Consider the following 12,732-nt stretch of genomic DNA (forward strand, 5'->3'; position numbering starts at 1 on the left):
GCTCAAACTGCATCAATATCTCTAAATTCGGTTGAACTCTCTGAGTTCAACCGAATTTAGAGATATAGAAAAGCCACCGGTTTTGGTGGCTCTTATAGGGAGATTATTATGAAAAAGTTTAGGATTTTCTATCAAACAAAGTTAGGAGGTCTTTATTTGATGGTTTTATTATAAGGCGGTTTGCTTAAAGAAAACTTAAGAAAAGACGCTGTTTATAAGAATCGGTCTTAAGTCTGACAAAATGCATTAATCATCATTCCAAACAGTAAAATTACTTATTCCATTCTAAAGATCGTAGTTCTCACTGCCGTTCGAACTGCATCACAACGTACCTAAGCTCACTAACGTTTGCTAAGGTACATAGAAAAAGCCACCGGTTTTGGTGGCTCTTATAGGGAGATTATTATGAAAAAGTTTAGGATTTTCTATCAAACAAAGTTAGGAGGTCTTCATTTGATGGTTTTATTATAAGGCTGATTTCTTAAAGAAAACTTAAGAAAAGACGCTGTTTATAAGAATCGGTCTTAGGTCTGATATTTTTTACAACAGAAACTATTTAGATTTTTTTCTAAATAGAGTTGACAAACCCATCCGAAAGTACTAGAATCTATTTAGAAAGAAATCTAAATAGATTGGAGAAGATAGAGAATGAATTTTGCGCAAACATTTAAAGCTTTATCGAATCCGATAAGAAGAAGTATCTTAGAACTGCTAAAGGCGGGGAAATTATCTGCTGGTGATATCGCTGGCCACTTTGATGTAGCAGGAGCGACCATTTCCCATCATTTAAGCCTCCTCAAGCAGGCAGATTTAATTCGAGAGGAAAAAGAGAAGAATTTTATCTACTATGAGCTCAATACTTCTGTCTTGGAGGATTTAATGGTCTGGCTCGTTGATTTGAAAGGAGACTCTACTGATGAAAACGAATAAAAAACTATTGCTATTAACTTCTATGGTGATCCTTTTCCCCATGCTTTGGGGGCTGATGATTTGGTCGCAATTGCCTAACCAAATCCCGATTCACTTCAATTTTGCTGGCCAGCCCAATAACTTCCAATCGAAACCCCTGGTTGTGTTTGGTCTTCCTATTTTCGATCTCATGGTGCATCTGTTTATGATCTTTATGATCGGTCGCGATTCTAAGAATAGCGCTATGAATGAAAAAATGCTAAAAGTAATCTACTGGTTGACTCCAGTCGTTTCCTTAAGTACCTTCTATCTCATCTATAGCAAGGCGCTAGGATCTACTACTAATCCATCAGTTTTTGTTTCGGTTCTGCTAGGGCTCATCTTTGTAATCATGGGCAATTACATGCCTAAGTTGAAAGTGAATCACACGGTTGGAATCCGCCTACCTTGGACCTTGCAGAGTGAAGATAACTGGCACAAAACTCATCGCTTGGCAGGGAAGTTGTGGGTGCTTGGTGGCTTGATCCTTCTTCTTGAAGCAGGCCTTCAATTCGCTCTTTCTTATGTACTGGTGCTGGTCATCCTCGCCATTGTGTTTATCCCTATGATGTACTCTTATCAATTAAGTCGGAAAAATCGTTAGTATAAAAAACAACCAGAGAAGAACTAGTTGGGAACTGATTCTTTTCCGGTTGTTTTTGCTTGTTTTCATAAGAATACGCTCTTATACCGATAGCAATTGAAAGTTAGTTTAATTCTTTGTAATATAAAGAAGATTGCATGGTATAAAGCTCTTCATAGTATTTGTTGGTTTTCATTAAAGCATCATGTTTATCAAATCCTTCAATCCTTCCATTTCTTAATAATAAAATTTTATCTGCTTGTCGGACGCTTGATAATCGATGTGTAATGAAAAATACGGTTTTTCCTTCCGTTAATTTTAAGAATTTCTCAAATAATTCATATTCGGTTCGGGCATCGAGTGCAGCGGTAGGCTCATCTAGAATCAGTATAGGTGAATGAGAGAAGAAAGCTCTTGCCAGCGCAACTTTTTGCCATTGACCTCCTGAAAGGTCACGGCTATGATCGAATTTTTTTCCAAGAATAGTATTTAGGTCTGATAGACTACTTTCAAACCCACTGTCCTCTAATGCCTTTAGGATTTGATCATCTGCATTTATCTCCTGTATATTCGAAATGCCCACATTCTCTCTAAGAGTAAGATCAAATTTAGAAAAATCCTGAAAAATAGCGGATACATTTTCCCTAAATTTCTCTGGGTCAAAGTTGCTAATTGAGATGTTATTGATCAATAATTCGCCTTCTTCGATATTGTAAAATCGGGTGAGTAATTTAATCAATGTGGTTTTTCCTGCGCCGTTTTCTCCAACGATAGCAATCTTTTCTCCCTTATTGACACTGAAGCTGATATGTTTTAAGGCATAGTTTTCATTAGTTGGATACTTAAATGATACGTCTACGAAATCTATTTTTTCAATACTTGATGGCACAGCAACTGTAGCACCCTTAGAGTCTGATGGCAGTGCAATAAATTTGAAAAATTTTTCCATATAAAGTAAGGTGTCGTACAGCAAACTAGAATCTTCAATCAATCTTGACATACTATTAATTGCATACACAATACTTGAAGAAAAAAGCATTACAGCTCCAATTCCCAATTGTCCTACTTTGATAGAATAGATGATATAGATAAAACTTCCTACACTCAATAGAGCAGTTAAAATCAAAAAAATGACAGAACTGTTAAATTTTTTTAACCTTGTCTTTTGAATATTTCTTTTTATACTGGAGAAAGATTGAGTATACTTCTTCATAAAGAAATTGTAGAGGTTGTATAGTCTCACATCTTTGATCGCCTCTGATGATAGCAAAACTTGACTGTAATATTCCAGTTTTCTTGATTCTTCACTGTTGGAAACAAGGACCTCAAAAGCTTGCTGTTGAAGGGAATAAGAAATCAACCCTTGTGGAACTAAAACCAGCAACATGAGCAAGGCAATGACTGGATGAAATGATGCAAATATAACCAGCATTGAAATAAACAGTATTGTATTTGAAATAATACTAGTCCCAAAGACCAATAAATTCACAGGTCTCCAACTGGCTTCTGAACTTAATAATTGAATATCATTATAGAAATTATTGTCTTCAAAATAGTCAATCGTCTGAATTTCCTCAGACTTTTTCATAATATCACAATTCAATGTATAGGTAAGATCATCTGTTAACTTGCCTTGAATCATTGTTGTTAATGGCGTAAATATATTATTTAAAAGGAAAGCTACACCCCATACTCCAAGCAATAAAAATAATAATTGTTGTGACAGGTTGTTCATTCTATTAATGAGTATATTCGCAATATACAATGATAACGAAGGCAATAATGCCTGAATCGGTATCGTGACAATCAAAATTAATACATTGAATGGTGATGTTTTCCACAGATAGAGTATACTTTTAACATACAATGCAAGGTAAGTTTTATATTCGCTAACTTTAACCATTTGTCCCCCCTCACTAATAAAACCACAAGCTCAAAGAAAATAGAGCTTAAGTGAACTTTGACAAAAATAGGTCATTTTTTGAAGTTCTTTATTATGCTATATCTTACTAATGATGATCTTTTTCAGGATTGCTCATAATATGTGTAAATATTTCTTTATATTTATATTTCAGATATTTTTCGTGTAGAATGAACAAAGCTACGTAAACAATCATAAAAACAATAGATAAATACAGCATATCAAATGTACTATGTCCAAAATAAGTTGCGGATTCATAAGATCCAATAGCTCCTAAGACCAACCAAGGAATATACTTGTAATACTTAGTTACCATAACACAGTCCCTCCTTTAATTAAACTAATGAGAATATCTAAAACTAAAAGTCATACCTGTACTTGTAGGATTATAATGATCTAAGGTCATCAAAGTGCTAAATTCTCAAACCAACTTCTACCGCCAATAAACGTGGAAGTTAATTTGTCAAAACAATGCTATTAAAAAATAAAAGGGAAAACTTTTTTGTTAAATAAGGTTATCGTTACTATTAACCAAATATAGTTTTTAGCCAATCAACTATAAGTGGTCTAAGTAATGGGATTAAGAATAGACCTACAATGATACCTAAAATAAATATTGGAAACATTTTTTTGAAGCTTCTTTTATTCATCTATGGACACATCCCTTCAATGAATGGAATCCCCACCATCGCCAAATATCTAACAAGTTGAAGAGTGGGAGTGATGCTATAAAGAATAAATAGTGATTTTTTTCACGTTTTTCACTTCATTCTTTAATATATATGATATACTAAACATATATCGAAATGTAAAAATGTCACATATATACACATAATTAGAGGTGGAACTGTTATGCGTTGGGATTACGGTACGATCTATAAAAAAATACGGAAATCAAAACATATTAGTCAAGAGGAAGTTTGCGCTGTAGTTTTACTAAATCTCAACGACTATAGATTAAAAATGTATACACTTCTATACAAATAGTAGAAAAGGACTCAGTCCTGTGCAATACAGAACTAAATCCTTTGGATAAATTATTAATCTAACTATTTGGGTGCACTTAACTTTCGGGATGTTTTGTCAGGAAATGAATATGTAACGTAATGAAAATCTGTGCTATTACCCTATTCTTCATTGACTAATTTTTAGGCTTACCACTTGATCAGCTTGTTTCCAAATGGTTGGATTATGTGTTGCAATAATGATCAAACGTTCCTTATTTTTTAATGTTAGGAGTAAGTCCATAATCTCCTGTGAGGTCTCAGGATCAAGAGCGGCAGTTAATTCATCTGCCAAAATTAGAGGAGGATCTTTTAAAATGATCTTTGCCAAGGCTACACGTTGTGCTTCTCCTCCAGAAAGCTCATATACTTTTTGATCTAGTTGAATATAAGATAGTCCTACTCTATCTAATACTTCTTCTTTAGTCTCTCTCTTTTTTTGTTTGTCTAATTTATGACCAATTAATCCCAAATCTAAATTTTCTGAAACAGTTTTATTATCGATAAGTCCAAAATTCTGGAAGAGATAACCGAGTTCATTTCTGAAATAGTTTGTTGGTTTAATCTTTCGTAAATCTTTTCCTTTATATTGAATACTTCCCTGATCATAAGGTTCTAGCTTGGCTACCATATTTAGTAAGGTTGTTTTGCCACAACCACTATTTCCGATAAGAGCATAGACTTTACCTGCATCAAAATTTAAGTTCAAATCACTAAATACCGTCCGGTCCCCAAAGGTTTTTGTTAGTTGATGGATTTTAATCATTTCTATGCTCCTTTCAATATAATACTAGCCATCCTATCTTCCTTACGAGAACGATGCATTAGTATTAAAATAGAATTCAAACCAAAGACGCAAGAGGTTAGAAAGACTACCCAAAGTTTATTTGTTAGCAAAAGACCAATAGCCCCTCCCAAAATGAAGATAACTATTTGCCAGATAAAAAATTTCTGGTGTAACTCAAAAAAATTTAACCCTGATATTTTCTTAATAAGAATAGTTTTACGAAATTCTTCAAAGTAGAGGATTGTCATTGTATTAAAGAGTAGAATTGAGGTAGCAATACCGAGAAAACCACCAGCAATGATTGTCAATATTTCAACTTGAATGTTGTGACTCATACCACGATAAACATAATAGGCAAGATCATACTGACTGATATATTTCTTTATTCCACCTTGTTCAACTAGTTTTTTAGTGGCATCCAAACCTTTAAAATACAGATAATCAGATGGATAAGTGAAGAAATCATTTCGATTTTTTCCAAAAGAGCTTGGTTTAAGGACAATAAGTATAGGATCACTTAGAAATTGTTGATACGAGATTGGTGTAGAATTATATACGAAACGCTTCTTATTGTTTGAAATATAGAAAACACGAGCTTTCATAGCCTGTTGAATTTTATTTCCCTTATCGTTTCGAATCGCTAGGAAATCTTCATAAATTTGACGCAATTTATCTTCTTGATCTTTTAATTTTTCAGGCAATAGTAGTCCAAATTCTCCTTCTCCAAGGCTATTAATGTTCTTCTTATCTTCTTCATTTAATTCTACATTCTGAATATCTAGATAATTAGGAGTCACATATAAGCTATTAGCATACGGATTGTAGTCATTTATCGACATTTTTCCCGTTAAGGGATGTGAAGACAGACCTTTTAGATCGAATGATGCAAGTGGATGCTGAACAAGCATTCCTCCATTCTGAATGCCAGTTTCTATGAAGTTTTTCCATTGTTCTTCCAACATTTTTCTACTATCCTGATTTCTAGCCTCTGCCCCAAACTCCCTATTTGTTGAAAGCAATACCCAATCTTTTTGATTTGACCATGCTGTATCTCCAGCCTGATGCAATTGCCAAATAGTTGAATAGATACTTGTTCTATAAATGGTAAGTACTATTAAAAGAAAAGCAACCAATTGCCCCAAGTAAAGAATACCCATAATCTGTTTCAAAGGTAACTTTCCTTTGAGTAAAGAAACCAAATGTACCGCTTTAATACTTAAAACATAAAGAAAGCTAAAGAGTATAGAAAGGAACAAAAGTAACAAATTATAAGTTATGTTAGCTGAAACAATAACTGGAACAGAAAATGGTGTGATATGGAATAGACTTACACCACAGATTCCAAGAAAAACCCCTGTAATTATCCCTAAAAGTAAATCTCCACAATCACTAATAATTGAGTTTCCAAAAATCTGAGTTAGGTGCAATCCAGAAATATATCGAATCCCAACTGTTCGCATTTCCTTGGTTTTTTGAATAACCATTAAGGCTATAAAAGTTAGTAGAAAAATGACCAAAACGAGTAATTGACTACCATTTCCCATATACGTAAATAAGCTAAGAAGAATATTTGGATATGAAACAAATGTTTGTGTGAAACCCAATGATTGAAGTTCATGATTTAATCTATCTAGAGTGAGATTCCCAGATAAAATATAATAATTGGACAGTAAGCCACTATTGTAAAAATCTTCTTCACTAGCTTTAACAAGGCCATTTGGGATATGGCCAGATCCATATATTGCATAGGAAAAATGAACCTTACCTTTATCATCTATTTTTTCAATTTGTTGACCAATCACACTGTCTGTTTCATTTGCTAATTGATCTAAACTGTATTTTACCTGATCTTTTGATACCTCTTTGTTCTGGGAAAGAATACCAATAGCTGGAAAACTATTGTGAATAACCACATATGAGGTTGAAAAACAAATCCAAAGTAGAAAACTTGTTATAAAGATATTTGAAAGGATGACAAAGAAGCGCTTCATACTTTACTCACTTTCTAAAATTTTCATGAATTGTAATATAATCTTTTCTATGAGCTATGAATTTTTTTAAATCCGTAATTAAAATATACTGTTTCACCAAAATTTCTATTTATAAAAGCTCTTGAGGTCTGATGAGAAGGAGCGTAAGCATATGATGATTTACTATCTCTTGCACGAGTTACGCTTGACCAGTGATATTTGTAATCATGGTAATAATTTGAAAATGCACCCCCAGTTATTTGGATTGTGAAAGCATTAATACAAAAAATAAATAGTGATTTTCTTTTGCATATCTGCGCCTCCTTCTTCTATATATATGATATACTAAACACATAACGAAGTGTAAAAATGTAACATTTATACACATAATTAGAGGTGAAGTTGTTATGCGTTGGGATTACGGTACGATCTATAAAAAAATACGGAAATCAAAACATATTAGTCAAGAGGAAGTTTGCCAGGGTTACATTTCAAGAGCGCATTTATCGCGTATTGAATCGAACCAAGTGGTACCTAGTTTTGAGTCGATGGAGCATCTTCTAAAGCAAGTTGGCCTAGATTTCGAAGAATTTCGATATATATGCCATTCTTACCACCGCTCCGATAGGGAAGAAATTATCTTATTAGCAGAAGATAACAATGCCTACCAATCAAATGATAAATTATTGGAACTGAAGAATAAGAGTGTAGCTTATTTAAGAAAACATCCTAATGATATTCCTGTGTTAAATATACTAAAGAGAGTAGAGGTCATTCTTTGTTTACGAGAATCTGGTCCAAATGAAAAGGCAAGAATGATGGCAACGGAAGCTTGGAACGAAATCAAAAATCAGGATGTCTGGTATCATAGTGACCTAAAATTAATTGTCGTTATTTTATTTACACTTCCACTAGAAACAGTGATTTCTATCTGTGATGAAGTTATAGATAGGCTGAATGATTACTCTGATTATACAGAGATTCTTCCCACCAAGTATAAATTACTCTCTAATTTAGCCAGTATTTTTCTGTGGAATGGTTTGATGGAGAAGTGTACTAGTATCAGTTATCTATTGTTAGATACGGCCAAAAAAAGTAAGCGATATGATTTTCTAGGAAATGCTAAAGTGACACTTGGAATTTGTTTAAGTGATAAAAAGCTAGTTGATGAAGGCTTGCAGTTACTCGAATTAACGGATGAAATAACGTTGTTGGAAGCATGTAGGTCAGATGTGAAGCGCTTTTTCAAGAAATGAGTTTCTAAATGGATTCAGTCATAAAACAGTTTGAAGATATAATCAACATGTTATTCTGTGCATGCTGAATGGATATTGGGTAAGGGATAGAAATCTATACATTATCCCATTAGATCAGCTAGTTAAGCAATAGAAAGAATGGTCATTTAATTTAATAAACAATAATTTTAAATTGCACCTCAAATGTTAGAGTTCATCTAATATTTGAGGTGATTTTAATATGAAATACAATTATTTTCAATTATCAAATAAAGAGATTTCCGTTCAGAAGACTTTGATAGCATAGTTTGAACCAATAAATACTGAGGAAAATATTTTGAGTTCATTTATCTAAGTATAAAATGTGTATATAAGAGACAATTTGACATTTGCTTTTTTATTTTGTGTATTATTATTCTAGAAAGAAAAAAAGATTTCAATTTTAAAATCGTTCGTTATCTTTTTATTGTAGATAAATAGGTAATGAAGTAATGCTTAAGTCAGGAGGTATAGGCTGATGAAGAAAAAAGATCTTGTCAAACAAAAATTTTTAACTTTTATCATCCTTGGTATTATCATTCTCTTATCAGCCTGCACTCTTGTAGGACCACAAAAAAAATCTCCTTCCGGTAGTACCAATGTGTCTAGGAAAATAGGATTCGAGGAAAGAAAGGCAGAAGATTTATTAAAAAATTCTATTTCTATCCCTTATCCAGATGCGAAAATCTTTACACCTACCGCGCTGTCAAATGATGGGATTGCTTATGGCGAGGCTGTTGACCAAGGACACGAAGATCAGAATTATCTTGCCAGTATGAATTTACATACCAAGGAATTTCAAAAGATAAAAGATGTTGAAAGGACATCCAATCTGACTCATGTAGCTGTTAGCTATGTAGATCATGATATTGTTGTTTTTGAAGAGTATGATCAACTCAATCAGACAGGGATCTACTATCTTTGGAAGATAAAAGACAAATCTTTAACGACACTGATCGATAGGAGACCTATTGGAACGGTTCCAGTTACTCAAGTAGCTCGATCCAACCAGAAACTCTTTATAAATTATGAAGTAGGCGATAGCCTATATCAAATTGAAGAATTTGACCTTGAAACAGGGACTCATCAGACGATTGAATCAGAAAATAGCGGTTTTCCGACTGTCTTTAAAGATCACTTGTATTATGTACAAATTGATAACACAGCTTTAACTACAAAAATTGTAGCCTACTCCTTAAATGATGGGCAGAAAAAAGTTATAGATCAAACAAAGGATGATCAACGCTATTATGTCGATTTATTGACGAACGGGCACAATCTCCTTTACTTGGTTGCAAATAATAAAGATGCTTCGTTTACCTTCGAAAATAAAAACCATAAAAAGATATTTTCTACTTCACAGGCAGAAACCTCCATATATCGCAATATTTATCTCACATATATGGGAGAAAGAAGAAATGAGGAGCGTGTTAAATCTCAATATTATTTGTGGGATTTGAGGCATCGGATTCATTATTTATATGATCATGGCCCCATTTTACTATCGGATAAAGGGATTCTATGGATTCAATTCAAAAAGAAAGATAGTGAGATTCCAAAAGGTGAAATCTATCGAAATGAAAACTCCGTAATGCGCTATCAAGAATGGTAGAAAGGAGAAAAATCATGAGAAAAGTTCATTTATTCCTTGTACTTCTGACTTTGCTTGGTTTATCTGGCTGTACAGAGACACCAAAAGAAAGCCAAACAAGTCCTTCCAGCTCTCGTAAGGTTACATCCTCCTCATCAACAACAGTTAGTGTAAAAACAAAGGAGCGTACAGAACCTAATCCTCCAATGCCAGCAGAGGTAGCAGAGCGATTAAAAATTAAGGAAGGCAATACGGAAGCCGGTGGTCAGGAAACATTGCCATCTTCAAAACAGGAACAAGCTTCATTGAAAGAGAATACGCAACCTTCTCAGTCGGTCAAAAAAGAAACATCGTCAAAAGAGAATCAAGGAATCCGAAAACTATTGCCTATTTCTTTAAAACTTCAAGAAGAATGGTATTTCTGTGCTCCTGCGACAGTCCATATGATGCTGGCTAGTCGAGGAGTTAGCGTCTCTCAACATCAATTAGCTAAGGAAATGGGGACTTATAATCCCTATGGGACGCATAATCGAGATGCCATTCGCGTCTTGAATCAGAATCTATTTGGCTATCCAGAACCAAGTGGAAACCAAGCAGGTTATCGACTGGTTACTGTAACAGATGCTCGTCCAGGTTCTGAAGATATCCGGCTCTTTAAAGAACGTGTTCGCAAAGATATTGATGATGGGTATCCTCTCTATTACACCTTCAATGTAGCACAAATCTATCCTGGAAAAAGTGGGGAACATAATGTGATTGGAGTAGGCTATGAATTGACAGCAGATGGTAAGGACATCTCAGCAATCTATTATCTAGACCCCGATACACATGTACAGGATCCAAACTATGGAGGCTTGAAGAAACTGACACCAGAGGAGTTATTAGCAGCCATGGTCACATGCGGTGAGAAAAATTATGCTTGGTGAGAAAGTGAGTCGTGAAATGGATAAAAGAAAAAAGTCGTTGAAAATCAATTTCAACGACTTTTTTAACTCTATTATTTAACTTCTGTAAGCGTAATATGTAATTTAGCAAGTTTCATGATGTACAGAAACGTTGATTTTATGGGCTTTTCAATCTTTCAATTATTGATGAAATAGAGTGATTTTGACCTTGCTTTAGTTTTAATCAGACAAAAATCAGATAAAACTTTAGTTCTTGGTCATAAAATCACCAAGGTTTTTAATTTTTTGTTTGATGATATGATATTGTTCAGATGATGTTCTAGGAAGAACATATTTTGTTGAACGTCCCTTGCCAATTACCTCTATATATTGCTTGCTTTGAAGAGTTTTTAAGTTTTCTCTGAACTTATATTCTGTCATCAGATTATTCTCAATAACATCGTTTTTGCTAATGCTTTCATTTTCGATTATGTACTTGAGAATAGCTCTTTCATCTTGTGTTACATCTTGGTATGAAGACAACAAGTCCACTTTCCAAATGGTTACGATAGTACTATCAAAAGTAGTTGAAACTTCGGGAATTTTCAATTTGTATTTTTCTGACACATCAAAGATTTTTGGACCGCCTGAGCCAGCCTTCTCAGACATTCCGATTCTTCTGAATAGCGATGAAATTGTACCGTTTCGTGTTTTTGACGTACCGCCATGTATAAACTCAGGAATAGAAATTTTCATTTTTCCTGGATTCTTAAATTCATAAAAATCATTATATGCGGTGATAACGATAGGTGAGTCAAAGTCATAGTAAGCGTGCATTAAGCAGTTTACTAGTGCTTCACGTATAGATTCAGATAAATCTTTTTTAAATGGTAAACGATGGGCAGATTTATCATTGAGTTCGAACCTATCGTTGGTAGTTGCAGTTAATTTCTTGTATGCTAAATTAAAAAAGTCATACATGTTCAAATCAGGGTACATCATGTCCCCTGTTGAAATCCTATCATTCCACCTAGTAGAAAGTGAGTTGTCCTTTTCAAAGTAGTCTAATTGAAATTTAGGATACCTAGATATTATGGAGTTGTATTTCCCGAAAAATAGTAACCCTCCTGCAGTCAACTTATAAGAGCCATCTGTTCTATCCTTCTTAAAAACACCAATTTCAGTTAAGAAGTCCCTAAGTGGCATATTGGTGTACTTAGTGTTCCCGCTTAATTCGATTAGGAGTTTTTTATACTCTTCGATTGATTCAATATTGAGGTCACTTTCGTCATAGTTAGTTAGGAGTTCGCCATCAATATCATCATGGGAGCTTGCCATGAGATACTTTAGCTCTTCTTTATCAAGTCTAACATCACCTTCCCCTAACCTTTTATAAGATTCTCTAAAATCATTTTTAAGATGGACAGGTTTTTGGTCACTACTGGCTTCTCTAATCGTTATTACCATAAGTTGACGATTTTTATCAGGAATATCAATGTACTCAATATCATTATCGGTTAGCAAATTACAACTTACTTTTTTTCTATTAGAGACTAGATTAAACAAGTCATTCCTAACTTTTTCAGGATTCATAACTCCCTGAAAAGGGTCTTCATTATTTTCATCTACTCCCAAGACAACTTTCCCACCATTGGTGTTTGCGAAAGCAGAATAGGTCTCCCAGAAAGAATCAGGAAGTGCATTTTTAGCTTTTTTGTACTCTAAATCATTGCCTTCAAATTTTAATTCCACACTTTTTCCTCCTAACTT

General features: G+C 33.9%; 11 protein-coding genes. 5 read left to right on the forward strand and 6 right to left on the reverse strand.

Annotated features, from left to right (window positions below; all coding sequences use genetic code 11):
• Positions 1-648 precede the first annotated feature (648 nt).
• Both AB4X21_RS00525 and AB4X21_RS00530 read left to right on the forward strand, forming a co-directional pair.
• Complete coding sequence (locus AB4X21_RS00525) at positions 649-930, forward strand: autorepressor SdpR family transcription factor (RefSeq protein ID WP_003009465.1); 282 nt, start codon at positions 649-651, stop codon at positions 928-930.
• Positions 917-1,552, forward strand: coding sequence for an SdpI family protein (locus AB4X21_RS00530; RefSeq protein ID WP_151379323.1), 636 nt, complete (start codon positions 917-919; stop codon positions 1,550-1,552). Before AB4X21_RS00525 ends, AB4X21_RS00530 begins: the two co-directional genes overlap by 14 nt.
• A gap of 103 nt (positions 1,553-1,655) precedes the next feature.
• Here AB4X21_RS00530 and AB4X21_RS00535 read toward each other — a convergent pair whose 3' ends face one another.
• The 5 genes from AB4X21_RS00535 to AB4X21_RS00555 all read right to left on the reverse strand — a co-directional run bounded on the left by AB4X21_RS00535 (position 1,656) and on the right by AB4X21_RS00555 (position 7,527).
• Positions 1,656-3,434, reverse strand: a complete 1,779-nt coding sequence (locus tag AB4X21_RS00535; protein ID WP_369087988.1) for an ABC transporter ATP-binding protein — start codon at positions 3,432-3,434, stop codon at positions 1,656-1,658.
• 106 nt (positions 3,435-3,540) lie between these two features.
• The gene (locus AB4X21_RS00540) at positions 3,541-3,768 is read right to left on the reverse strand and encodes a hypothetical protein (protein ID WP_151379321.1); all 228 of its coding nucleotides are present in this window, start codon (positions 3,766-3,768) and stop codon (positions 3,541-3,543) included.
• An 818-nt stretch (positions 3,769-4,586) separates the two neighbouring features.
• Positions 4,587-5,222 carry an ABC transporter ATP-binding protein gene (locus AB4X21_RS00545; protein WP_003003180.1) on the reverse strand — a complete coding sequence of 212 codons (636 nt, stop codon included), beginning with the start codon at positions 5,220-5,222 and terminating at the stop codon, positions 4,587-4,589.
• Positions 5,223-5,224: 2 nt separating this feature from the next.
• Positions 5,225-7,234, reverse strand: a complete 2,010-nt coding sequence (locus tag AB4X21_RS00550) for a DUF1430 domain-containing protein (RefSeq protein WP_155127596.1) — start codon at positions 7,232-7,234, stop codon at positions 5,225-5,227.
• A 47-nt stretch (positions 7,235-7,281) separates the two neighbouring features.
• Positions 7,282-7,527, reverse strand: coding sequence for a lactococcin 972 family bacteriocin (locus tag AB4X21_RS00555; RefSeq protein WP_338323858.1), 246 nt, complete (start codon positions 7,525-7,527; stop codon positions 7,282-7,284).
• Positions 7,528-7,620: 93 nt separating this feature from the next.
• On the opposite strand from AB4X21_RS00555, the gene AB4X21_RS00560 reads away from it, so the two are divergent.
• The 3 genes from AB4X21_RS00560 (at position 7,621) to AB4X21_RS00570 (ending at position 11,004) form a co-directional block, all read left to right on the forward strand.
• Entirely contained in the window at positions 7,621-8,469 is an 849-nt protein-coding gene (locus AB4X21_RS00560) for a helix-turn-helix domain-containing protein (protein ID WP_369087989.1), read from the forward strand.
• A gap of 496 nt (positions 8,470-8,965) precedes the next feature.
• The gene (locus AB4X21_RS00565) at positions 8,966-10,099 is read left to right on the forward strand and encodes a hypothetical protein (protein WP_049485547.1); all 1,134 of its coding nucleotides are present in this window, start codon (positions 8,966-8,968) and stop codon (positions 10,097-10,099) included.
• Between the two features lie 14 nt (positions 10,100-10,113).
• Complete coding sequence (locus AB4X21_RS00570; RefSeq protein ID WP_049498805.1) at positions 10,114-11,004, forward strand: C39 family peptidase; 891 nt, start codon at positions 10,114-10,116, stop codon at positions 11,002-11,004.
• A gap of 225 nt (positions 11,005-11,229) precedes the next feature.
• Here AB4X21_RS00570 and AB4X21_RS00575 read toward each other — a convergent pair whose 3' ends face one another.
• Positions 11,230-12,714, reverse strand: coding sequence for an RNA-binding domain-containing protein (locus AB4X21_RS00575; RefSeq protein ID WP_070590691.1), 1,485 nt, complete (start codon positions 12,712-12,714; stop codon positions 11,230-11,232).
• Positions 12,715-12,732: the final 18 nt, after the last annotated feature.

The sequence above is a fragment of the Streptococcus sp. CP1998 genome, from assembly GCF_041026655.1.
Taxonomy (GTDB): domain Bacteria; phylum Bacillota; class Bacilli; order Lactobacillales; family Streptococcaceae; genus Streptococcus; species Streptococcus dentalis.

Coding starts and splice junctions, on each gene's coding strand:
- AB4X21_RS00535 (WP_369087988.1), bottom strand. CDS start 3,434: ATGGTTAAAGTTAGCGAATATAAAACTTACCTTGCATTGTATGTTAAA.
- AB4X21_RS00545 (WP_003003180.1), bottom strand. CDS start 5,222: ATGATTAAAATCCATCAACTAACAAAAACCTTTGGGGACCGGACGGTA.
- AB4X21_RS00570 (WP_049498805.1), top strand. CDS start 10,114: ATGAGAAAAGTTCATTTATTCCTTGTACTTCTGACTTTGCTTGGTTTA.
- AB4X21_RS00560 (WP_369087989.1), top strand. CDS start 7,621: ATGCGTTGGGATTACGGTACGATCTATAAAAAAATACGGAAATCAAAA.
- AB4X21_RS00525 (WP_003009465.1), top strand. CDS start 649: ATGAATTTTGCGCAAACATTTAAAGCTTTATCGAATCCGATAAGAAGA.
- AB4X21_RS00565 (WP_049485547.1), top strand. CDS start 8,966: ATGAAGAAAAAAGATCTTGTCAAACAAAAATTTTTAACTTTTATCATC.
- AB4X21_RS00550 (WP_155127596.1), bottom strand. CDS start 7,234: ATGAAGCGCTTCTTTGTCATCCTTTCAAATATCTTTATAACAAGTTTT.
- AB4X21_RS00530 (WP_151379323.1), top strand. CDS start 917: ATGAAAACGAATAAAAAACTATTGCTATTAACTTCTATGGTGATCCTT.
- AB4X21_RS00540 (WP_151379321.1), bottom strand. CDS start 3,768: ATGGTAACTAAGTATTACAAGTATATTCCTTGGTTGGTCTTAGGAGCT.